General features: G+C 68.6%; 22 protein-coding genes and 1 tRNA gene. 4 read left to right on the top strand and 19 right to left on the bottom strand.

Features of this window, described 5'->3' with window-relative positions:
• Positions 1 to 24: 24 nt before the first annotated feature.
• On the bottom strand, positions 25 to 975 hold the full coding sequence (locus tag I7X12_RS07145; protein ID WP_198063153.1) for an ROK family protein: 951 nt from the start codon (positions 973 to 975) through the stop codon (positions 25 to 27).
• A 30-nt stretch (positions 976 to 1005) separates the two neighbouring features.
• Here I7X12_RS07145 and I7X12_RS07140 point away from each other — a divergent pair, with 30 nt between their 5' ends.
• Positions 1006 to 1317, top strand: coding sequence for a hypothetical protein (locus I7X12_RS07140; RefSeq protein WP_198063152.1), 312 nt, complete (start codon positions 1006 to 1008; stop codon positions 1315 to 1317).
• A 63-nt stretch (positions 1318 to 1380) separates the two neighbouring features.
• Here I7X12_RS07140 and I7X12_RS07135 read toward each other — a convergent pair whose 3' ends face one another.
• From I7X12_RS07135 to I7X12_RS07125, 3 genes are all read right to left on the bottom strand, one after another.
• A complete protein-coding gene (locus I7X12_RS07135) occupies positions 1381 to 2511 on the bottom strand; it encodes an ATP-binding protein (protein WP_198063151.1) in 1131 nt (376 codons plus the stop codon).
• Positions 2512 to 2682: 171 nt separating this feature from the next.
• A complete protein-coding gene (locus tag I7X12_RS07130; protein ID WP_198063150.1) occupies positions 2683 to 2880 on the bottom strand; it encodes a hypothetical protein in 198 nt (65 codons plus the stop codon).
• 117 nt (positions 2881 to 2997) lie between these two features.
• Complete coding sequence (locus tag I7X12_RS07125; protein ID WP_198063149.1) at positions 2998 to 3519, bottom strand: archaemetzincin family Zn-dependent metalloprotease; 522 nt, start codon at positions 3517 to 3519, stop codon at positions 2998 to 3000.
• Between the two features lie 40 nt (positions 3520 to 3559).
• On the opposite strand from I7X12_RS07125, the gene I7X12_RS07120 reads away from it, so the two are divergent.
• A complete protein-coding gene (locus I7X12_RS07120) occupies positions 3560 to 3949 on the top strand; it encodes a UPF0146 family protein (protein WP_198063148.1) in 390 nt (129 codons plus the stop codon).
• Between the two features lie 40 nt (positions 3950 to 3989).
• On the opposite strand, the gene I7X12_RS07115 is transcribed toward I7X12_RS07120, so the two are convergent.
• From I7X12_RS07115 to I7X12_RS07080, 8 genes are all read right to left on the bottom strand, one after another.
• The gene (locus I7X12_RS07115; protein ID WP_198063147.1) at positions 3990 to 4142 is read right to left on the bottom strand and encodes a hypothetical protein; all 153 of its coding nucleotides are present in this window, start codon (positions 4140 to 4142) and stop codon (positions 3990 to 3992) included.
• A gap of 230 nt (positions 4143 to 4372) precedes the next feature.
• Positions 4373 to 4816: a type II toxin-antitoxin system VapC family toxin gene (locus I7X12_RS07110; RefSeq protein ID WP_198063812.1), complete on the bottom strand. Its 444-nt coding sequence runs from the start codon at positions 4814 to 4816 to the stop codon at positions 4373 to 4375.
• Between the two features lie 16 nt (positions 4817 to 4832).
• A complete protein-coding gene (locus I7X12_RS07105; protein ID WP_198063146.1) occupies positions 4833 to 5111 on the bottom strand; it encodes an AbrB/MazE/SpoVT family DNA-binding domain-containing protein in 279 nt (92 codons plus the stop codon).
• Between the two features lie 68 nt (positions 5112 to 5179).
• Positions 5180 to 6328 (bottom strand): 7,8-didemethyl-8-hydroxy-5-deazariboflavin synthase subunit CofG, encoded by a 1149-nt coding sequence (gene cofG, locus I7X12_RS07100; RefSeq protein WP_198063145.1) that lies wholly within the window; start codon positions 6326 to 6328, stop codon positions 5180 to 5182.
• 320 nt (positions 6329 to 6648) lie between these two features.
• Positions 6649 to 7290, bottom strand: coding sequence for a 2-phospho-L-lactate guanylyltransferase (gene cofC / locus I7X12_RS07095; protein ID WP_198063144.1), 642 nt, complete (start codon positions 7288 to 7290; stop codon positions 6649 to 6651).
• The gene (locus I7X12_RS07090; RefSeq protein WP_198063143.1) at positions 7291 to 8064 is read right to left on the bottom strand and encodes a hypothetical protein; all 774 of its coding nucleotides are present in this window, start codon (positions 8062 to 8064) and stop codon (positions 7291 to 7293) included.
• Positions 8042 to 9226 carry a tubulin/FtsZ family protein gene (locus I7X12_RS07085; RefSeq protein ID WP_006881922.1) on the bottom strand — a complete coding sequence of 395 codons (1185 nt, stop codon included), beginning with the start codon at positions 9224 to 9226 and terminating at the stop codon, positions 8042 to 8044. The genes I7X12_RS07090 and I7X12_RS07085 overlap by 23 nt, the downstream gene beginning before the upstream one ends.
• 267 nt (positions 9227 to 9493) lie before the next feature.
• Positions 9494 to 10396, bottom strand: coding sequence for a complex I NDUFA9 subunit family protein (locus I7X12_RS07080; RefSeq protein WP_198063142.1), 903 nt, complete (start codon positions 10394 to 10396; stop codon positions 9494 to 9496).
• Positions 10397 to 10563: 167 nt separating this feature from the next.
• Here I7X12_RS07080 and I7X12_RS07075 point away from each other — a divergent pair, with 167 nt between their 5' ends.
• Complete coding sequence (locus I7X12_RS07075) at positions 10564 to 12549, top strand: ester cyclase (protein WP_198063141.1); 1986 nt, start codon at positions 10564 to 10566, stop codon at positions 12547 to 12549.
• Positions 12550 to 12760: 211 nt separating this feature from the next.
• On the opposite strand, the gene I7X12_RS07070 is transcribed toward I7X12_RS07075, so the two are convergent.
• From I7X12_RS07070 to I7X12_RS07050, 5 genes are all read right to left on the bottom strand, one after another.
• Positions 12761 to 12833: transfer RNA gene (locus I7X12_RS07070), tRNA-Pro, on the bottom strand.
• Between the two features lie 107 nt (positions 12834 to 12940).
• Positions 12941 to 13537, bottom strand: coding sequence for a tRNA (pseudouridine(54)-N(1))-methyltransferase TrmY (gene trmY, locus I7X12_RS07065; RefSeq protein ID WP_198063140.1), 597 nt, complete (start codon positions 13535 to 13537; stop codon positions 12941 to 12943).
• A gap of 835 nt (positions 13538 to 14372) precedes the next feature.
• A complete protein-coding gene (locus I7X12_RS07060; protein WP_198063139.1) occupies positions 14373 to 16493 on the bottom strand; it encodes a PAS domain-containing sensor histidine kinase in 2121 nt (706 codons plus the stop codon).
• Positions 16494 to 16757: 264 nt separating this feature from the next.
• The gene (locus I7X12_RS07055) at positions 16758 to 17540 is read right to left on the bottom strand and encodes a MarR family transcriptional regulator (RefSeq protein WP_198063138.1); all 783 of its coding nucleotides are present in this window, start codon (positions 17538 to 17540) and stop codon (positions 16758 to 16760) included.
• Between the two features lie 436 nt (positions 17541 to 17976).
• Positions 17977 to 18414 (bottom strand): NUDIX hydrolase, encoded by a 438-nt coding sequence (locus I7X12_RS07050; RefSeq protein WP_198063137.1) that lies wholly within the window; start codon positions 18412 to 18414, stop codon positions 17977 to 17979.
• Positions 18415 to 18669: 255 nt separating this feature from the next.
• Here I7X12_RS07050 and I7X12_RS07045 point away from each other — a divergent pair, with 255 nt between their 5' ends.
• Complete coding sequence (locus I7X12_RS07045) at positions 18670 to 18882, top strand: hypothetical protein (protein WP_198063136.1); 213 nt, start codon at positions 18670 to 18672, stop codon at positions 18880 to 18882.
• A 787-nt stretch (positions 18883 to 19669) separates the two neighbouring features.
• On the opposite strand, the gene I7X12_RS07040 is transcribed toward I7X12_RS07045, so the two are convergent.
• Both I7X12_RS07040 and I7X12_RS07035 read right to left on the bottom strand, forming a co-directional pair.
• Complete coding sequence (locus tag I7X12_RS07040; RefSeq protein ID WP_198063135.1) at positions 19670 to 20185, bottom strand: DUF192 domain-containing protein; 516 nt, start codon at positions 20183 to 20185, stop codon at positions 19670 to 19672.
• Positions 20186 to 20298: 113 nt separating this feature from the next.
• Complete coding sequence (locus tag I7X12_RS07035) at positions 20299 to 21039, bottom strand: hypothetical protein (protein WP_198063134.1); 741 nt, start codon at positions 21037 to 21039, stop codon at positions 20299 to 20301.
• Positions 21040 to 21109: the final 70 nt, after the last annotated feature.

Raw genomic sequence — 21109 nt, 5'->3', positions numbered from 1 at the left:
ACGGGACGCACGGCATCGCCCGCCCTACTCGTCCGTTCCGGTCTCTCGATCGCCGTCGGGACGCGCCGCGGCCAGCGCCCCGTAGAGCCCGATGTCGCCGCCAAGCGGCGTGATCCGGAGCCTCGGTCGGTCGACGAACAGGAAGCGGTCGAGATGCCGCTCGATCCCGGAGAGGACTCGGTCGGGGTTGTTGAGGGCGACGCCGCCGCCGAGCGTGACCAGTCCCGGCTCGACGGCGTTGCAGACCGCTCCGATCCCGGCGGCGTTGTAGCGGGCGATCTCGTCGAGACTCTCCTCAGCCCACGCCTCGCCCGCGTCGGCCGCGGCGAATACCGCTTCGGCCGTGCGGTCGTCGGCCTCGAACCGTTTCGCGTCGGCGAAATCGGCTGCTTCGACGCGGCGGGCGACGTACTCGGGGATCCCGCGGCCCGAGGCGACGGCTTCCCAGGCGCCAACGACCCCCGTGCTCTCGTGGTCGTGGGGCGCGACCGGCAGGAGGCCGAACTCGCCGGCCCCTCCGGTCTCGCCCCGGAGGAGTCGACCGCGCTCGACGACGCCGCCGCCGATGCCGGTCCCGAACGTGACGTGGACGAGACAGTCCTCGCCGTCCCGGGCGCCGTAGTGCCACTCCCCGAGCGCGGCCGCGTTGCAGTCGTTGACCAGCGTGACGGGGAGTCCGTGAGCCCGGTCGACCGGCGTCGCCACGTCGATCCGGTCGACGGTCTCCCCGGCGCGGGTGTCGAACGCGCGGATCGCTCCCTCGTCGTCGACGAGCCCGGTCGTCGAGACGGCGACGCCGTCGAGGTCGCGGTCGACCGTCTCTCGCAGGTCGGCGACGGCCGCGACGAGCTGGTCGGCCAGCGCGTCGGGCCGCGTCGGCTCCACGGTGGGGTCGGTCAGGAGTTCGCCGTCCGTCGCGGCGACCGCCGAGCGAAAGTTCGTGCTCCCGATCCCGAAGACGGCGACGTGGCTCATCCGTTCGACGATCCGACGGGACCGCCATGAGTGTTGGGCTATCGCCTCCGGGAGGAACATCGGGAGGCGCCGGGTGACCGAGGCGCGTCGCGGGCGTTCGGAGCGCGCCACTGGCACTCGCCGAACACGGGATCCGGGTCGACGCCGTCGCGCCGGGTCTCGTGGCCACGGAGATCACCGAGGGCTGGTCCGAGCGCGCCGCAGACGTGGTCGACGACGGGCGCGACCCCCCCAGCCGGTCACCTCGAGGACCTGACGGACGCCTACCGCTACCTCGCCAGCGAGGGTGCCGACTACGTCACCGGCGAGACGCTGTGGGTCGACGGCGGGACTCGCATCTGAGAGTGACGAGGGGCACACCGACGCTCGGACCGTCGGGGCTCGGGAGTCGGGTCGAGCCGGGCGCTACCCGTCGGTCGCTCCCCGGTCGCTACGGCGTTCAGGCTCTTCGCTATCGCCGTCGGCGGCGAGCAGTTCGACGACGACGGTCGTGCCGTCGCCCGGGCCGATACCCCCGTCGTCGGCGATCCGGAGGTCGCCGCCGTAGCGCTCGACGAGCGTCGCGGCGATGCGGAGCCCGCCGCCGTCGGACTCGTCTCCCGGTCGATCGGCGGAGGGGCGCTCTTCGGGCGGCATCCCGGGGCCGTCGTCGCTGACGGTCAGGCGGACCGTCTCCTCGCGGCGGTCGACGGCCAGCGCGACGCGGGGGTCGGGTTCGTCGTCGTGTTCGACCGCGTTCTCGACGAGGTTGTCGACGACCGAGCGGACCCCGGCGTTGGCGACGACCGGCGCCCGCTCGGGGAGGTCGGTGGTGACGGTCGCCGTCGTGGTCGACTCGGTGCTCGTGGCCGCGTCGTCGGCGACGGCCGCCAGGTCGACGGCCTCGTAGTCGGCCTCGCCGGCGACCGTCTTCGCCAGCGAGCCCGCGGTGCGGATGCGCTCGAACGCCTCGTCGGTCTTCTCGCGGACGACCGCCGCGTGGGCGGCCACGGCCTCGTCGCCGTCCGTTCCGCCCTCCTCGATCTCCTCGGCGTAGGCGCGGATCACCTGCATGTCGTTGCGCAGGTCGTGCCTGATGAGGCCGTTGACGAACGCCAGCGCGTCGCTCGCCCGCTCGGCTCGAGTCGCGTCGGCGACAGCCCGTGCCCGGTAGTAGCCCGCGAGCGCGCCCGCCAACCCGCCGAACGACGCGGCGACCAGCAGCGTGAACGCCGGCTCCGAGACGACCCTGTCCTCCAGTAACCGCACGACGATGGTCAACCCGACCGCGCTGGTGAAGACGCCGACGCCGCCGAGACACCAGACGGCGACCACCCACTGATGCTCGGCGGCGAGGTCGGTGTCGGACAGGCGATAGCCCGCGTAGACCAGCCCGACAGCCGGCGCTCCGTCGATCAGCAACGCGAGTAGCGGCCCCCGCAACGCGTCGAGCGCCGCCGCTTCCGCCCCGTGGTAGACGAACGCCGTCGCCGCGAGTACGAGTCCCACGACTCCGATCGCCAGCGGGCCCACCTCCCACCGACGGTTCGTGTTCATGTCCATCGATTGCGTCTACTCCGTTTTCAATCGGATGCCTTACTGCCCGAAATCTCGCCGCTGCGGAGGTGTCTGCACAGTTCGAACCGCTCGCGAGCGGCGGGGGAACGAGCAGCGCCGGGCCGAGCGGCCGAAACCGACCACCGGGTCGACGCGACCGCACTCGCTCGGTCAGTTCGACGCGCCGTCCAGATCCGCGTCGATAGCGCCGTCGAGGCCGTCGTCGCCCACCGCGTACTCGTCGTCTTCCGACTCGGAGACCTTCTCGCCGTCTTCTTCTTGGGACTCCGTCACGGTGTCGTCGCCGGTGACCGAGACGAACAGTTCGCCGAGTTCACGCGTTCGATCGCGATTCTGGGATTCACTCATCACCTCTGCTTCGCGGGGCCTTGGAATAGCGCTGGTGCCTAACCACGTTGGCATGGTGCTGCAAACTGGCGAAAACTATTGGTAGAGGGGCTGTGCGGTGGATACGCCGAACGCGGGTTACATGACTTGGCGCTGGCAGGTCCCGCAGAGCGCCTCGTCTTTGATGTCGACTTCGCGGACGGTGGGAGAGAAACTCATGACGCAGCGCTTGTTGTCGCAGTGTTCCAGCCCCATGGTGTGGCCGATCTCGTGGATGACCTCCTTGCGGACGCGGTCGGAGAACACGTCCTCGTCCGAGCGACGGGAGATGCCGCCGTCGGAGGAGGTGTTGAGCCGGTAGGTGGAGATGACCGACCCCTTGCCGTCGAGGTAGGCCAGGCCGAAGACGTAGTTTCGGCGGTGGTAGAACAGGTCCTTGGGGGTGATGGCGATGTTCTTGTCGCCGTCGCCCACGCGAGTGGCGAGTTTGATGAACGATTCCGCGCTGTACTGGTCGCGATTGCGGTCGTACGCGCCGGAGGGGATCGACTGCGTGTCGTGCATCGTCACGTCGCTCTCGTAGACGGCCCGGAGGCTCGCCGAGGCTTCGCGCTTGACCTCGGCGCGGACGTCGCCCACCGGCACGATGTCGACGTGCATACGGGACGTTTATGCGTGCCGCCGGTATAAACTCCCCGACGTGATCCCCGAGACGCTGGACGCACTCGTCGCCCGCTTCGCCGAGTTCGACGCCGCCGTCGAGGTCGGGATCGGCCGCCGGTCCGTCGTCGCCGACGCGCTCGCCGAGACCGACACCGACGTAGTCGCAACCGACCGCCGGGTGCGGTCGGTCCCCGACTCCGTACGCTTCGTCGTCGACGACGTGACCGACCCCGACCCCGCCGTGTACGCCGACGCCGACCTGGTGTACGCGCTGAACCTCCCGCCCGAGCTCCACCGGCCGACCCTGGGTGCCGCCCGTCAGACCGGCGCGACGTTCATGTTCACGACACTCGGCACCGACCAGCCGCTCGTCCCCGTCGAGCGGGAGATGCTCCCCGCCGAGACGCTGTTCGTCGCCCGAGGGTGACGACGGGTCGACTGTCCCGTTCCCGGACCCCGAGTGCCAATCAGAAGCTGGTCATCTTCGCCTGTACCCAGTCGTCGTCCGCGTCGGTCTCGACGTCGGTCGCGTAGCGGTCGAGCAAGCGGTCGAGACTCACGTCTTCGGCCTCGCGGAGGTAGGCAAGCTCCGAGAGCGTGAGCGACCCGATTCGACTCACGCTCGACGCGGGGACGGCAGGAGCGACGGGCGAGGCGGCCGTCGAGTCGCTGTACTCGGTCGACTACCTCCGTGACATCGTCCGGGCGATCCCGAGCGGTGTCGCGATGACCGTCGAGTTCGTCGGCGGGGGCGAGGGCGGTTGTCCGCTCTCGCTGGACCGTCCGACCGCGAACGACACGGGGACGGGTCGGTGGCTGCTGGGGCCGAGAATCGGGCTATCGCGGCGGCTCAGTCGGCGAGGAATCGGTTCAGTTCCTCGAACTCGTCGGCCGAGAGGATCACGTCGGTCTCGAAGGCGTCGAACCGCTCGAAATCGTCGTCGATGGTCAGGACCGTCTCGACCCCCTCCTCGACCGCCATCTGCGCGTAGTAGCCGTCCCAGCCACCGATGTTCGCCTCGCTCGCCCGCGAGAGCGCCGCTCGAACCGTGTCCCTGGAGAGATCGCCGCACCAGCGGATGCGTTTCGCCGCTGCGAAGTTCTCCAGCAACCGGGACGCGTCCGCGTTCGAGCGCCCGTAGTACGTCGTCAGGACCGTGTGCGCTCCGAACAGTGCCGGGTAGGGCACGACCGCGTCGATATCGCCGGTGACGGCGTCGCGGACGTACGAGAGCGCGGTGTCGCGAACCGGAGCGTCCGTGTGTGCGAGCGCGATCACCCCGACGTCGAGCAGATACGGACCGCGACGGTCACTCGTCGCTGTCCGCGCCCCGACGGACGGCGTCTCTGTGCTTCCTGGCGACCGGAGGAGCGCCCTCGTCGAGCGGCGTTGTGTCCCCGCCGCTCGCCGCCGTCTCCGCGACCAGCCGCTCCATCCGTTCGAGGATCGCTTCGGGGTCGTCTTCGGGGTCGACGACCGCTTTCCCGTCTCGCTCGCGAACGTCGACCTCCGTGCCGGGCGTGAGACCCAGGCGCTCGCGCACCTCCTGAGGGAGCACGATCCGCCCTTTCGAGTCCACGGTGACCATGTTCCCACTACCTGTGGGAGGCAGATATCCGTTTCGACGCGGACAGAGCCGCCCCGGATCGAAGCGACTCAGTCGGCGGCTTCGTCCGACAGCACCGCCCGATACCGCCGTCCGGCGTCGTCGCTCGCGTCGATGGCGTCGGCGACCCGCGCGGAGATCCAGCGGTCGGCCTCGGCGGGCGGGTCCGCCGGGTCCACGCCCGCCGACCGGAGCCGAGCGGGGAGGAACCGCTCGTACACCGGCAGGCGTTCCGAGAGCGGGACGCCCGCGTACTCGGCGATAGCTTCGAGTTCCCGGAGCGCGGGCCACTCGTAGTCGGGGTTGATGTGGTCGTCGGTGACCGGGGAAACCCCACCGAGGTCGTCGACGCCGCACGCTATCACCTCGCGAACGGGCGCGAGGTTCGGGGGGACCTGCACGGACACCTCCTCGGGCAGCGCCGCGCGGGCCATCGCGACCGTGCGCCGGAGCGTCTCGACGCCCGGCGAGCCGCCCGTCCAGCGCTCGTTCTCCCGGACCGGCTGGACGATGACCTCCTGGACGTGGTCGTAGCGGTCGTGCAACTCGCGGATGGCCAGCAGGCTCTCGGCCCGATCCTCCCAGTCCTCGCCGATGCCGACGAGGATACCCGTCGTGAACGGGACGCCGAGTTCGCCCGCGGTGCGGATGGTGTGCAGGCGCTGGCCCGGGTTTTTGGCGCGGGGACCACCGTGGGCCTGCACGTCGGCGGTGGTCTCGAGCATCACGCCCATGCTGGCGTTCACGTCGGCGACCGTCGCCATCTGTTCGCGCGTCTGGTCGCCGGGATTGGCGTGGGGGAGCAGCCCCTCCTCTAAGGCGATCTCGCAGACCTCCCGGAGGTAGGTGTGGATGGAGTCGTGGCCCCACTCGGCCAGTTGCTCGTGGACGGCGGTGTAGCGGTCGTCGGGGTCGTCGCCGAAGGTAAAGAGCGCCTCGGTACAGCCGGCGTCGGCGCCCCGCTGGACGACTTCGCGCACGTCCTCGGGGGACATGAGCTCGGCCTGACCCGGTGGGTCGTAGTAGGTGCAGTAGGTACAGGTGTACCGGCAGGCTGTCGTCAGTGGGACGAACACGTTACGGGCGAAGGTGAGCTCGGCGGCGGCCGTCACGTCGCCGGGCGTGACCGCGAGCAGGCGCTCGATCTCCTCGGTATCGGGCTCGACGGTCACGTCGTACTCGTCGGCGCCGGGGATCACGTTCCCTCGTCTGCGTTCGACCGCCAAAGCGTTGACGCTCCCGGAGGTGCGTGGTCGACGCGGGGAGCCAACGGAGGAGCGGGTCCGCCGAGGGACGGACTCCGTCGGACTGCGATGAACAATGGATGGCCGGCGGCGGACCCGACGGACCGCCGGCCGCTGAACGAACAGCCGCGTCCGAGCGTCGGGGGCGTCTGGGAGCGGCACCGACGACGCGGTCCAGGTGCGCTACGAGGCGCGACCCGCCTGCACGGGGTCGGCCCGTGCGTGTGAAACGTTGGCTCGACACATGAAAACCGTTGTCCGAATTTCGTTCGGGATCAGCCCGAATTCCGTTCGATATCGACCCGTCCGTCGGCCGTGACGACCGAAAAGCCCGCATCGTGGAGCCACGCCGCAGCCGCGCCCGTCCCGTGGAGCACCACCTCGACGAGGTCGGCCGGTTCGTCTACGTCCGTCGCGAGCCGAAACGAGTCGACGTGTGCGACCGAGAGGCCGGCCTCGCGGGCGATCTCGCGGTGGTCGCGGACCGACGCGCCGTGGTAGTCGACGCGGAACTCGGGGGCGCGGACGACCACTGCGTTCGTCCCGCCGCCGCGGCCGGGCGCGATCACCACGTCCGCCTCGGGCTCGAACAACCGCCCGAGCGCGTCGGGGGTGGCGAGCGCCAAGTCGGCCATGACTACCGCGACCGGGGCGTCACCGTCGTCCGCGGGCACGTGGTCGTTCACGGCCTCGGTCAGCGAGCGGTCGTCGACGACGACCGGCGCGTCGCAGTCGAGCGGTGCCGTCGAGAGCACGAGCGGGTCGACCGAGACGCCCCGCTCGCGGTCGAGCGTCGAGAGAGCGGAGAGAGTGTCGTCCAGCATCGCCCGCGCGAACGCGACCCGCTCGGCCTCGTCGAGGACCGGTGCGAGGCGGGTCTTGGGCCGCTCGGGGGCGAACGGGACGACGACGCGCATCTACTGCAGTTTCGTCGGTTCGTTCTGGTTGGACCGCCAGTAGTAGACGCCCCCGACGACGATCGCGAGGACCACGAGCGCACCGACACCCATCAGGATGGTCTGGTTGCGCTGGGCGGACTGCTGGGCCTGCTCGGCCTGGTTCTGGGCCTGACCGGCCAGGTCCTCGGCGTTGCCGAAGTTACCGTTCTCGTAGGCGGAGATGGCGTTGTTCAGCAGATTCTCGGCGTCGCTGTTACCGCTGGAGGCGTTGATGGCCTCGCTGGCGTCGTCGATCGCCAGCCGCGCGCTGTCGCTCGCGTTCGTGTAGTGGTGGACCGAGGTGGCGTTCAGGTCGCTCGTCGAGCTGCCCTGAACCGAGGCGAAGTCGTAGAGCGTGTAGGTCTCCCGGGGCTCGTACGTGTAGTTCTCGACGGCCGGCGTGTCACCGGTGAGTGCGATCTCGACGGTGTCACCGCCGTTGCTGGCGTTGAGCGCCTGTTCGAACGACTGTTCGCCGTAGCTCGCCTGGTCGACCTCCTCGCCCTGCTGGAGGACGGTCACCGTCCAGCTGACGTTGGTGAGTTCGGTGCTCCCCTGGAGCGTCCACTGGTCGTTCATGTCGACGAACGGGTCGTCGACGGTCACCGTCGTCGTCACCGTCTCGCCGACCTGCGTCTCGTTCGGGACCTCTCCCGGGGAAACCGAGATAGCCCCGGCTGTCCCGACCGCGGCGAGCGAGAGGGCGAGCAATGCGACCAGAGCGGCGCTCTTAGAAGAGCGGATCCAGCTCATCTTCGTCATCTTCAACCAAGTCCTCTAAGTTCTCTTCGCTTTGCTGGCGGATGTCGTCGATGTTGTCCTGTGCCTCGATCGCCACCTGCTGGAGCTCCTTGATCCGCGGAACGTTGTGGACGCCCGACAGCAGGATCGACGCGGCGACGTTGTTCTCGCGAACGGGGTAGTCCCCGCCGCGGACCTCCATCGAACCGGTCTGCTCCTCGAGCCACTTGCGACCGCGCTCGATGCCTTTTCTGTTGAGGTGGTTCGACGGACCGCTCATCACGAGCAGCGCCCGCTCGGCACCGTCGATCTCACAGGGCAGCGTCAGCCGTCCCAGCGCCGCCTTCCGGACCAGCGACGTGATCCGGTTGGTGGTGTTTGCAGTGTCCATCCCGCTGTCGTCGAGGCCGTCGTCGTCGCCCTTGAACCGCGAGAGCAGCCCGCCCGAATCCTGCTCCTCGACGGTCTCGGCGGCGTACCCCACCGTGGAGACGCCTCCGCCCGAGAGCGTGTTGATGATCTCCGAGGAGTCGACGACCGACTCGGCGACCTCGTCGCCCGCGCCGACCTCGCCGGCGCCGAAGAGGACGCCGAACCGTCGGACGATCTCGTCGTTGATCTGCTCGTAGCCGCCCTCCATCGACTCGCCTGACTTGCGCCAGGCGTCGTTGTCGAACACGAGCAGGTTGTCGACCTCGCGGACGAACGTCTGGAACGACCGCGCCGCGTTGAGCGTGTAGATGCCCCCTTCGTCGCCGCCGGGCAGCACACCCAGACCGTACACCGGTTCGGTGTAGATCCGCTTGAGGTGCTTCGCGAGGACCGGCGAACCGCCCGATCCGGTCCCGCCACCGAGCCCGGCCACGATCATGAACGCGTCGATCTCGTGGACGGGGATGTTGTCGATGGCCCCCTGCACCTCGTCGATGTCTTCCTCGGCGATCTCCGCGCCGAGCTCGTTGTCGGCCCCGACGCCGTGACCTTTCACGCGCGCCTGACCGATCAGTACTCGATTCTCCTCCGGAATTCGTTCTAGCCCGAGCAGGTCCGCTTTCGCTGTGTTGACCGCGACTGCAGAGCGGACGATCCCGCTCTGCGTTGCCTCGTCGTATTCGAGGAACTTGTCGACGATCTTCCCGCCGGCCTGCCCGAAGCCGATCATCGCCAATTTCATAGCTGCCGTTACCGTTGAGAAATAAACAATCCCAACGCGGATATAAGCTTTTTGTCCGGGTATCGAACCTGAAAAAGTCACCACAGTAACTAGTTCAGTCGAAACCGCGATACCGCGGCCCGATAAGCGGATCGTACTGCAGCACGGCGGGAAGCGAGCGATAGCCGGCTGCACCTCCGCGGCCGACCCGCACACGTCCCGCAGTCAACCGGCAGGAAAGCCGTCGATACCGCCCGGTAGATCGTCGTTACCGAGCGAATCGGTCACTCAGGCGACGCCGAGGTACGACCGGAACGTCGTCAGTTCGGACGCGTCGGCGCCGAAGCTCCCCACGTCGTTGCGGTCGGTCGTGTTGTCCAGCCGCAACGACCGGACCTGGTCTTTGCCCATCGGGAACCCGACGCTGCCGAGCACGGACAGTCCGACGTTCGCCATCGCCATCGGCAGCGGGACGATCGAGACGGACTTGCCCTCGGAGTCGTAGACGAGCTCGGTCACTTCCCGGAGCGTCAGCACGTCCGGGCCCCCGATCTCGTAGGTCTCGCCGACGTGATCGTCGTCCTCGACCGCCTCGGCTATCATCGGGACGAACTCCCCGACCCAGATGGGCTGGAAGCGCGTCTCCGTCCCGCCGCCGGGCAGCGGATACACCGGCACGCCCGGCGCGAACCAGGACTTCAGCTTCTTCGTGAACTCGACGAACTCGCCGCCCTCGCCGAAGACGATCGACGGCCGGAAGATCACCCAGTCGCGGTCGGAGTCGCGGACGAGCTCCTCCGCGCGGCCCTTCGCCCGCAGGTAGTGGGTCGGCCCGTCGGAATCGGCACCCAGCGCGCTCATCTGGACGAACCGTTCGACGCCGTGTTCCTCGGCGGCCCGCAGGCAGTTCTCGGCCCCGCCGCGGTGGACGCGGTCGTGCATCTCGTCGCCCCCGTCGGGCTTGAACAGCGGCGACAGCGCCACGAGGTAGACGACCGCGTCCGTGCCCTCGAAGGCGCCCTCGATGCTGTCGTAGTCGGTCACGTCGCCCGCGTACGTGCTCACGGCCGCGGGCAGTCCCTCGCCGTCGGGGCTCCGCGAGAGAACCGTCACGTCGTGGCCCCGCTCGACCAGCTCTTCGCTCAGATGCGTTCCGACGAATCCGCTCCCGCCGACGACGAGTACGTTCATGTCAGGGTTAGTCGAGGCCATCCCACTAAACGTTCCCGCCCAACTGGTCGTGTAGTCGCCGCCACGGGGGCCCAGGCGTCGGGCCGAGGGTCGGCGGCCCCGAGCAATCGACCACTTGTTGGCAAGAACGCACTTGATCGCGACGGCCGTAGCCGTCGAACGAGTGTATGACCGAGGAAGAGACGGACGGCCCGAGCGTCGCGATCGCGTGTCAGGGTGGTGGGAGCCACACGGCGTTCACCGCGGGCGTCCTCGACCGCCTGCTCGGTGAGACGGATCTACCGTTCGATGTCGCGGGGCTCAGCGGGACGTCGGGCGGTGCGATCTGCGCGTTCGCGACCTGGTTCGGCCTCGCGAGCGAAGGCGAGGGGACCGACGGCCGCGCCCGAGCGCGCCAGTTGCTCGCCGATATCTGGGACGACATCGCGGCCGAGGGTCCGAGCGACGCCGTCGCCAACAGCCTCGGTGTCGCCACGGTCCGCGCCCAGAACGCGGGCGTCCCGCTCCCGACGCTCAGCCCGTACGACACTCCGCTGTCCGACCTGAGCCGCGAGACGCTGCGTCGAACGCTCGAAACCGCTGTCGACCCCGAGGCGCTCGCCGCGACGGTCGACCGGACCGACCGGGTCCCGCCGCGGCTGGAGATCGGTGCCGTCGACGTCCAGCGCGGGACCTTCCGGACGTTCACCGAACGGGACGTGAGCCACGACGCGGTGCTCGCCTCGGCCGCGGTGCCGACCCTCTTTCGCGCCGCTCCCGTGACGGGGCCCTACGGTCGAAATCGGTGGTACTGGGACGGCCTGTTCTCCCAGAACCCGCCGCTGGCGGACCTCTTCGAGCCCGCTCCGGGTCGCCGCGGTCACCCCGACGAGATCTGGGTCGTCCAGATCAACCCCCAGCGCGAGGCGTCGATCCCGAAGTCGCTCGACGGCATCGCCGACAGACGCAACGAACTCGGCGGGAACCTCTCGGTGAACCAGGAGCTCGCCCACGTCAGACGGCTGAACCACTGGAGTGCCGTCGGGAGTCTCGGCGACGTGTACAGCCCCGTCGAGGTGAAGACGATCGAACTCGACGAGTCGGCCGTCTCACCCGGTCGCCCCTTCGACTACGCGTCGAAAGTCGACCGCTCCCCGCGGTTTCTCGACCGACTGTGGGAACACGGACGCGACCGAGCCGACCGCTTCCTCGCCACCGAACGCGGCCGGCGTCGGGCCCGCGCGACGGCGACGGCCGCGTGGAATCGAGACGACGGCGGCGAGCCCGCCAGCGACGACGAAGACGGACTGTCGCCGGACGCGGCGGTGACGCTCCCGACGAGCCTCGTCGAACTCCGCGCCGCCCTCCGCGGCGAGTCCGAGCGGACGGAGACGGTGTTCGACCGCGAGGGCTATCGCCAGTTCGTCGCGGCGATGCGCGAAGCGATCCCCGACCTACGTGTCGACGTCGAGGAGGCCGTCACCGAGCCCGGTTCCGTCGCGCTCCGGTGGCACGGCGAGGGCACCCACAGCGGGTCCCTGGCCGGTATCGAGCCGACCGGTCGCGACGTGGCGCTCTCGGGGACGAGCATCCATCACCTCGACGACGGCCGGATCACCGAGTCCTGGGTCCTGACCGAACACTGGAGCCTGCTCCGACAGATCGACGCTATCGACCCGCCGGCCGCGCTGTCGACGACGGACAGGGTAACCGCGACGCCCGTCGTCACGCAGCTCTCGGCCCCGGCCGAGAATAGAGACCTCGTCCGTCTGCTGGCCGAGGTCTGGACCGACGGCCGCCGCGAGGCGCTCGACCGCGTCCTCGCACCCGACTGCGTGGTGCACCTCGACGACGAGACCGACCTGCACGGGCCGGAGGCGTACTGGGCGTTCGTGGACCGCTACCGCGAGGCGTTCCCCGACCTGTCGGTGACCGTCGAAGACACGGTCTCGGAGGGCGACAAGGTCGTCCTCCGGACGACGCTCCGCGGGACCCACGACGGCCCGTTCCTGGGTCTCGAGCCGACCGGCGAATCCGTAGCCGTCTCCCGCATGGCCATCTACCACGTCGAAGACGGGTACGTCGTCGAGATCGGGATGGTCGAGGACACGGTACGGCTGCTCCACCAGCTCGGAGCGCCGCCGCTGGGCCAGCCGGTCGACGAGAACGACTGATCACCGGAAGGCGACGCTAGACGAGTCGTCAGCCGAAAGGAGGTGGGCCGGCGCGAATTCGAATACGGACGAGACGTTCCGGGTCGCTCCCGTCGGTCGCTTCCCGGGCGTGCGACTCGTTGTTCCCCGCTCGCTTCGCTCGCGGGAACGCGGTTACGGCCACCCGAAGGCTGAAAGCTCTCAGCCTATCCGAGGTGGATCAGGAAAGAGATGGGCCGGCGCGAATTCGAATCGCGGTTACGGCCACCCGAAGGCCGAAGGATACCAAGCTACCCCACCGGCCCGTGCTGGTAGCACCTGTAGAGAGACACCGGCCGTTTTTAACGCTTCCGAACCGCGACTATCGCCCGACGACGGGCGGCTCGCGGTCCGCCAGCGCCGACGAGCGAGGTCAATATTCGGTGAAACCGTCGGTGTCGAGGTAGTTGTGCGCCACCGTGACCGCGTGGTCGGCGTGCAGCGCCTCGGGTCCCAGCCGTACGCGTCGGTCGGCGGCGTCGGCCAGCAGGCCGGCCTCCCGGTCGGTGAAATCGGAGTGATCGGAGAGCACGAACACGGGGTCCTCGGGTGGTTCGGCGGCGACGACGGGGTCGCCGTCTTCGTGCAACTCGACGACGGTGCCGTCGCGGGCGGCAGCGTCGAGGGTCGGTTCGAAGCCTCTGCGGGTGAGCGAGACGCCGGGGGACGTCTCGACTGGCTGGTGGCCGATGGCCTCCGCGCGCTCGTCCAGTGCGCCGCGGACCAGGGCAGCAGTCGAGCGCTCGTCGGGGTTGAGCCGGCGCAGCTCGCGGCCGTCGAAACTGACGGTGAACTCGTCGGCGAGGACGAGGTGGACGCGCACGTCGTCGCGGATATCGTGCGAGAGGAAGAAGGCGGAGGTGACGCAGCGACAGAGCACGTCGAGGCGGCCGGCGCCGCCGGCGATGTCGTCGAGCGAGAAGTCGGGAGTCGTCGGCGCGTCGTGGCCGAGGACGACGAACTGGCGCATGGACGGACGGAGGTGTGGTCGCGGTTTACCTCCGTCGAAGTGTGGCGGACGTAGCGTGCACCCTCACGGTCGTCGCCGGGGCGCCGGTGCTCGCGGCCGTCGCCGGGGCGCCGGTACTCGCGGTCGATACGTCGCGCCACGTCCGGTCCGCATCGCGGCCGACGGTGGGGACTTCGACCCGCGACTGAGCGCTCTCGAACGCTGGACGGCAAACACATACGAAATACGTCGTTTCCCACTTCCGTACCACAAAAGTATACGTTCGTCGGCGGTTCGATCCCTGTGGGTCCGTCCGGGGCCGGTGGCCGTCTCCAGCGAGGACCGACCCCAGGACACTCCGCATCACCCACGAGAGACAGCACGTCGCCGGATCGATACCGGCGAGCCAACCCGTCGAGAGGCCACTGGAGCGCCTGTTTCGAAGTCGAGCGAGACCGCCTCAACCGACGAATTTCGGTCGTATCGAGACCGAGAGTACCGTCCGGCATGCGTTCTCGACGGTGCGGGCGGACCACCGTCTCACCGACCGCGGACGACTCTATTATGTGAGAATCTTGTCTTGTACGCAAAATATACAGTATCGGCGGTGGCTCGTGTCCAGTCGGGAGCGCCGGGTCCCACGAACGACGGGGCGCCGAAGGGAACGTGCGCTCGGGGGTACGCAGACACCGTCGCGAGGATGGGGTCCTCTTCCGGGGTGGTCGAACCGATATCGTCACCGACGCGATCGGGGCGGTGGCGCGAAACCCGCCACCAGGGCGAGTGCGAAGCGGTTCGAACGGTCCCGCGCTACGGTCGGGGGGCGCCATCCTGCAACGGGTGTGTTCACCGCCGGCTACGCCGCCGGGAACGACAGCACGACCGCGGTTCCACCGAGCGAACTCGCCTCGAACGTGAGCGTCCCGCCGACCGAACTGGTGATCCACGCGACGAGCCAGAGACCGATACCGGTCCCGTGTTCGAGCGGCGTCTCCTCGTCGGACTGGACGGCCTCGCGTTCGTGGGCGGGGATCCCGGGACCGTCGTCGGCGACCCGGATCCGGACGCGGTCGCCGCCCGCGGTCACCGCGACCCGGACCGTCGGGCTATCGCAGTGAGTGCGAGCGTTGTCCACGAGTTCGGCGACCGCGTGCGTGACGTGGGCCGTGGCCGCCGCCGTCGTCGACTCCGGGACCTCGGTCACCAGATCGATCCCGCTCGTCTCGACCGAGTCGAGCGCCTCGTCGACGATGCGACAGAGGTCGACCGGCCGTCGCTCGGTGTCCCGATCGCGGAGGAGCCGCTCGGCCAACCGGGCGCGCTCGCTGGCCGACTCCAGTGCCGCCGCCGACCGGTCGACGGCCGCGAGCGCGGCCGACAGCTCGGAGTCGGTCACCGCGTCGGCGACCTGCTGTGCCCGCCCGCGGATGACCGTCGTCCGGTTGCGGACGTTGTGGCGAAGCACTCGCGACAGCACGGACAACCGCTGCTCGCGGAGCCGCTTGCCCGAGATATCACGGCCGATCCCGACGAGCCCGACCACCGCTCCGTCGCCGTCACGGAGCGGCCGCCCGCTGAACTCGTGGGGGATCTCCTCGCCCTGTTTCGTCAGGAACGCCGACTCGACGGTCTGGGTCTCGTGTTCGTGAACGACGGCCGCGATCGCGGCGCCCACCCTGTCGTGGTCCGACTCGGGGATCACCGTCAGTGCGTCCATCCCGTCGAGCTCGGCGTCGCTGTAGCCGGTCACCGCCCGCATCTCGTCGTTCCACCGCTGGAAGCTCCCGTCGAGCCCGAGGACGTAGAACGCGTCCGGGAGCGCGTCGATGACGCTCTCGACGAAGCGCCGCTCCGTCCGGAGGTCCTCGCGTCGGCGTACTCGGTCGGAGATATCTCGGACGACACACACCAGCCCGCCGTCGTCGAGGTGAGTCAGCGTGACCTCCTGAGGGAACGTCGACCCGTCCGCGCGCCGACCGGTCAACTCGCCGCGCCACCGCCCCTCGCCGGTGACGACCGGGAACACCTCCGACTCCAGACGCTCCAGTTCGGCGTCGTCGTACAGGTTTCGCCAGTGTTCCCCCTCCAGCGCTGCCGGGTCGTCGTAGCCGTAGACGGCCGCGTGGGCCGCGTTGACGTAGTCGTACCGCCCGTCGTCGTCCAGCAACGCCACGCCGTCCATCGAGGCCTCGACGGCCGTCGCCAGTTGATCGAGACGGGACTCGCGGTCGTACTCGTCGCGCAGATCCCTGATAATCACGCTAACGCGGTGCCCGTCGTCTCTGGCGGACTCGACGACGGAGACACCCAACGGGATCTCCGACCCGTCGCGGTGGCGCCCCGGGAGCTCGATCCACGACCGGTCCGGCGACCGCCCGTCGCCGACGAGCGACGCGACGACCTCGGGCCCAGCGGTATCGTAGAGCCGGTCGGGGACGAGCCGCGTCACCGGCGTGCCTTCGAGTTCGTCCGGCGGATAGCCGAACAGCTGCTCGACGGACGGACTGGCCGACTGGATACGGCCCGCCGACCCGACCGCGACGACCGCGAACGACGCGTCGGTCGCCGACGCCTCGGACTGGGGCGTGAGTGTCGGATCGAACCGGCCGACCGGCGTCTCGTCGCGAACCATCCCGACGCGGTGAGCCAGCACCGCGAACCGGTCGGGGCCGGTCGCGGTGACGACGTCGGTCGCGCCCGCCGCCAGCGCCGCGTCGGTTCGCCCGGCCGACGGCGAGGGGAAGGCGACGACGGGGGTCTCGTGCCCCGACAGCTGTTCGACCGCCTCGATATCCAGCCCGTCCTCGTCGACGACGGCGACGAGACAGCCGGCAGTGGCCAGGGCATCCTCGGTCGCGGCCGTCAGTGACGGTACCGCCTGGACGGGCGAGTGGTCCAGTTCGGCGCCGAGCCGAGTTACGAGACGGCTCTCGCAGTCCACGCCGACACAGAGCACTCTCGAGTCGGTCTGAACCACACTCGCGGATAGGAATCGATCCTGAAAAATCCCCGTGTCGTGGTCGGTCGTCCCACTGCGATGGGTGCTGTCACTCCCGCGCGCACTCTCTCCCAGCAGACGCGACCCCCCCCCATCGTCTACGGATCGTTCGGGCCGGCCCGGACGTGTGGCGACCACTGCCGTCCGACGGCGCGTCGTCGGTCGGCCCACCAGACCGGCGCCGGTCTACGTGGACCGCCACCCGCACCGCTACCACACCGGCGGCGCCGACACGGACGCTCCTCACACCCCGTCTGTCTCGTCTACCACTCTCCGGACGATCCGCAACTCCGCGTCCCGCGAGATGTGGTCCGCGTCGAGACAGGCGTGGAGCCGCTGTCGAACCGTCTCGGCGTCGCCAGTCGCGGTCGGCGCCGACCGGTCGGCGACCGTCGACTCCAGCCGCTCGACCCGCTCCTCGAGCGCTGCCAACCGGTCACGCTCCGACTCTGTTTCGGCGGGGTCGCGTGCGCTCGGCGACCGACCGTCGCCGTCGCCGAACACCGTCTCGACGAACGCCCGTCGGGACGCCCAGTCGAATCCGGCGATCTCGTCGAGCCACTTCGAGACGGTCTCCCTGCTCGTTCCGACCCGTTCGGCGACCTCCGCCTGCGTCGCGGTCGGCCGCTCGTAGACCGCCCGGAGCACCGCTCGCTGCTCGGAAGTCACGTCCAGCGCTCCTGGCGAGTGGTCGTCGCTCACGTCCGTGCCTCGGTCGCTCTCGTCGCCTTCCGCCGTCGGGTCACGACCGGTATCTGCGGACGCGCCTCCCGCGCTCCACTCGGCGGTCCGCTCGTCGGAGCCCTCGGATCGACGGTCGCCGCCCGCGGGGTCTCCGAACTCCTCGAAGACGCGCTCTACGAACGGAGCCGAAACGTCGTCGACTTCGTCGGCGACAGCTTCGGGCGACGCGTCCGGACGTTCTCTGGCGACGTCGAGCACGTCCCTGTAAGCCACCACCCCGTCACCGTCACTCTCAGGGACTCGTGCCGTGTCCTGCTCTGCTGACTCGGGAGAGTATGCCATCGGCTAAAGGGTAGTCCGCTACAGTATAACGTCCCGTCAGCGTTCTCTCGTCGTGAAACTGCACCTACAAACTCATACCTTCTCTTTGGGTGAGACGACGAGGGCGGACGGGGTACCTGGAGACGGAGACAGGTCAGTTCCAGAGCGTACTCCCCGAGAACACGTCTCGGCGCTGCTCACATGCGAACGTACCTGCGGCGCCGGCGATTGCCGTCAGCCTGGAGACGGCCGTCGCGGGAGCGCTCCTCGGATCTATCGACGCGTCCGGCGTTTCGGCCGGTGGCTGGTCCGGTATCGAATCCGATTGTAGGACGGTGCCCGCAGCGACCGACGGCGCGAAGACGCTACAGACCATCCCTATCTCGCCAGCGGGTCTCGGCGGTTGACACTCGGAGGACGCGAATCGTCGTCTCGGACCTCGGTTATCGACTCCCAGTCACTCCGGGGCCACGGAGCGGGTGGCTTCGAGCGACGATGCGGTCTGCTCGGCCGCTCGATCCACGCCCGTCTCCTGGGGCTCGCTGAGTCGATCGCGGGCGGTCTGCGTCGTGACCCACTCGCAGTCCGTGTGTTCGTCGGAGAGCGAGACCGTGCGATCGGTGCTGTGACAGCGATAGTACACCGCGAACCGACCGTTGTCGCTATCGTTCCGCCACGACAGCGAGTGTACGGGCTCGCTGACTACGGGATCGAGACCCGTCTCCTCGCGGATCTCGCGTTTGAGACCATCGATACAGTCCTCGTGGGCGTCGAGTCTCCCACCGGGAAGCTCCCACCCACCGTCGCTCGTCCGCTCGACGACGAGCACACTGCCCTCGGGACCGAATATGATGCCGCGTAGTGAGACCGTCGCTCGAAGCGGAGTTTCCGTCATCGAAATCATGATTTCAGGCACACTGATTTCAATCTAGTGGCCCCCGAACGCTCGGTTACGACGTGCGTGAATACACGGTCGACGCTCGAACACGTCGTGAATCGCGGAGAGAGACGATGCTTCGCTCACCGCTGGATCGAACTCGGAGCCGCTACCGCGGCTTCGACTTCGATCTGGAATCCCCGATCCGTGCGGTTTCGACGTTTCTCCCGAGCCGTAGACGCTCGTGGATCGTCGCGTCTCTCCGGCGTGCGTGTGGATGGGGATCCAGCGATCGATGTCGTCGGAACAGCCATCCCCGCCGGCTCGCATCTCTCCGAGCGGCTGGTCGGCAACGACGTGGCCGCAGTCGACGGCTTCTCGAAGTGTCACCGCGCAAGGTTGCCCGACTGCTTCGAGGCCGTCGCGGGTGACCCGACCGGCCACGAGGTGGCCGTCGGAGCGATCACCGAGGGCGTCGACGACTGATTACAGGACGTTCCGGAAACGACCACACGCAGTGGTGCGGTCGGCACGGTAAACGCTTGCAATAATTCGTGCGAGCCGACGGCCGGTTCCGCCGTCGACCAGTTCCGACGTCGGTGTCGGTCGTGCTCGCCCCTCCGAAACGTGCTACCACACCGAGGAGCGAGGCGTGGACAGTGCAGTTCGTCCCCCACGCCGAGCGGTTGCTACGTCGAGATACTGTCCAAGTTCGATATATACTTGATAGTATATACTTGAGGCACTGCACAGCTGGAGTCGTCGCGGCGAAGCGACCGCTGGTGCGGGGGAGATTCGGAACCAGTTCACAGATCTGCTTCTCGACAGCGGACTCGCTGCCGTCGGGTGCAGGGACTGCGAGGCGACCGTTTCGACTGCCCGAGACCGCTGCTCGGGGTGGGGGCCGGACAGCTGTCCCGCGCCACGACGTCCCCGGGAAGCGCCTCCCGAAGTGAGGAGCAGCCGCTCGACGTCACGTCTGGGTATCGTGTTCGACACCTGCAGGATCAGTTATTTATATGTGAATTGTCGTAACACGACGTATGGGTTCGAGTTCGTCGATAGTGGGACACCTGAAAGATGTCGTCGTGATCTTCGCCCTCGGTGTGGTGTACGTAACGGTGCTCGCGGCCGGGACCGTGGCGGTGCGCGCGTGGGAGCGGATCGGTTCGGCCGCCGAGACGGGGAAAGCCGCCCTCGACCGAATCCGACTCCGCACTCGCTCCGCTCGGTAAGTCACAGAGACGGACGAAACGAGTCGAGTCACCGCGATTCAACGGCCAGGATCCGACGCCGTCTGGATCCGGTCGCCCACTTCGATCCCACGTTCTACCGTGTACCGATACGGGAGCTCCAGGACGTACTTCGCGCGCCCGTCGTACCGTTCGAGGTCCGATTCGTCGACGCCGTCGGCCGGCAACTCCGCGTGATAGATGCCCCTCACGGTTCGGCCGCCGCCGACGAAGACGATATCCAGCGGCATCGACATCTCTCGCATCACGTACGAGACCGACTGCTCACGGGGGTGGACGAACAGCATCCCTTCGCCGTCCTCGAGCGACTCCGTGCGACTGAGGCCGACGTAGCGTTTCGCGTCGGTGTCGGCGACCCTGACGCGGGCAGTACCGAGGTCGGCACCATCGTCGTCGGAGAAGATCACCGTCGTCCAGTCGTACTCCTGGACGGGGTCGCTCGATAGGCGGGTTCTGATCGCCCACAGCACGACGAGGGCCGCCAGACCGACCGACAGGACGAGAGTGGTTCGAACTCGGTTTATTCGATCTAACATTATCGCACTCTTATCAGGTAACGCACGTAAAAACACGAGCGGGAACCACACGACTGCGGATCACAGCGGACCGGCTCGGGCATACAGGTCGGACCGTGTGTCGAACCGCTCGTCTACGGCGGGACACCGCCGTACCCGTACTCGCCGTACCCCTGCTCACCGTACTCGTCGGCGAGTTTCCGAGCCGCCGTCGGTTCGGCGGCCCGAGTCGGGGTCCCGGTCGACGTCCCGGACTCACCGGGGGCAGCTGTCGACGTTTCCATCGCCGCAGACGTATCGGTCGCCGTTTCCACCGGGGTCTCGGATTCGTTGGACGTCTGTGGGGACGACTCCGCGGTGGTCGGAGCGGGGGTCGACGGGGCGGTTCCGGTGGACGCCTGTTCCGAACCGTCTGTACCACCGACGTTGCCGGAGCCGCTCTCCCCCTCCTCGGTCGCCGTCGACGTCGCCTCGGTCGTTCCGGTCGCGGTCGGCGTCGGGGGTTCGCTCCTGGCCCCGACTGCGGTCGGCATCGCTGTCGTCGATACCGACGGGATCGCCGTATCACCGACCGTCTCGGCGGTCGCAGTGCTATCGGCCTGTGTAGGGACGGTACCGTCGGCCGCCGTCGTTCCGCCGACGTCCGGCCTCTTCCCTGCCACGGTCGTCGTGACGGGGGTCCCGCCGTAGCCGAAGCGAGCGTCGGTGTCGGTCCCCGACCTGGACCCGGTGTCGTCTCTCGAGAGGACCCCGCTCATCCCGAACCCGGACGTCGCGACCGCGGAGACGACGGCCCCGACCTTCAGGAAGCTGCGCCGCCACAGTCGTTCGTCGGAGTCACGCTGCTCTGCGTTCGTCGCCGTGTCTTCGTTCATGACTGATCTCACCCCTGTGATTCGGGCACTCTCGACGAGCAGCCCCCGTGATCTCGCCCGTGGCCTTCAG

Origin of the sequence: Halosimplex litoreum, from assembly GCF_016065055.1 — an archaeon.
Lineage (GTDB): Archaea > Halobacteriota > Halobacteria > Halobacteriales > Haloarculaceae > Halosimplex > Halosimplex litoreum.
The sequence above is the reverse complement of the archived record's forward strand: the minus strand, read 5'-3'. Positions and strand labels throughout refer to the sequence as shown.

Coding starts and splice junctions, on each gene's coding strand:
- I7X12_RS07145 (WP_198063153.1), bottom strand. CDS start 975: ATGAGCCACGTCGCCGTCTTCGGGATCGGGAGCACGAACTTTCGCTCG.
- I7X12_RS07135 (WP_198063151.1), bottom strand. CDS start 2,511: ATGAACACGAACCGTCGGTGGGAGGTGGGCCCGCTGGCGATCGGAGTC.
- I7X12_RS07130 (WP_198063150.1), bottom strand. CDS start 2,880: ATGAGTGAATCCCAGAATCGCGATCGAACGCGTGAACTCGGCGAACTG.
- I7X12_RS07125 (WP_198063149.1), bottom strand. CDS start 3,519: ATGCACGTCGACATCGTGCCGGTGGGCGACGTCCGCGCCGAGGTCAAG.
- I7X12_RS07105 (WP_198063146.1), bottom strand. CDS start 5,111: ATGGTCACCGTGGACTCGAAAGGGCGGATCGTGCTCCCTCAGGAGGTG.
- cofC (WP_198063144.1), bottom strand. CDS start 7,290: ATGCGCGTCGTCGTCCCGTTCGCCCCCGAGCGGCCCAAGACCCGCCTC.
- I7X12_RS07090 (WP_198063143.1), bottom strand. CDS start 8,064: ATGAGCTGGATCCGCTCTTCTAAGAGCGCCGCTCTGGTCGCATTGCTC.
- I7X12_RS07085 (WP_006881922.1), bottom strand. CDS start 9,226: ATGAAATTGGCGATGATCGGCTTCGGGCAGGCCGGCGGGAAGATCGTC.
- I7X12_RS07080 (WP_198063142.1), bottom strand. CDS start 10,396: ATGAACGTACTCGTCGTCGGCGGGAGCGGATTCGTCGGAACGCATCTG.
- I7X12_RS07075 (WP_198063141.1), top strand. CDS start 10,564: ATGACCGAGGAAGAGACGGACGGCCCGAGCGTCGCGATCGCGTGTCAG.
- trmY (WP_198063140.1), bottom strand. CDS start 13,537: ATGCGCCAGTTCGTCGTCCTCGGCCACGACGCGCCGACGACTCCCGAC.
- I7X12_RS07055 (WP_198063138.1), bottom strand. CDS start 17,540: ATGGCATACTCTCCCGAGTCAGCAGAGCAGGACACGGCACGAGTCCCT.
- I7X12_RS07050 (WP_198063137.1), bottom strand. CDS start 18,414: ATGACGGAAACTCCGCTTCGAGCGACGGTCTCACTACGCGGCATCATA.
- I7X12_RS07040 (WP_198063135.1), bottom strand. CDS start 20,185: ATGTTAGATCGAATAAACCGAGTTCGAACCACTCTCGTCCTGTCGGTC.
- I7X12_RS07035 (WP_198063134.1), bottom strand. CDS start 21,039: ATGAACGAAGACACGGCGACGAACGCAGAGCAGCGTGACTCCGACGAA.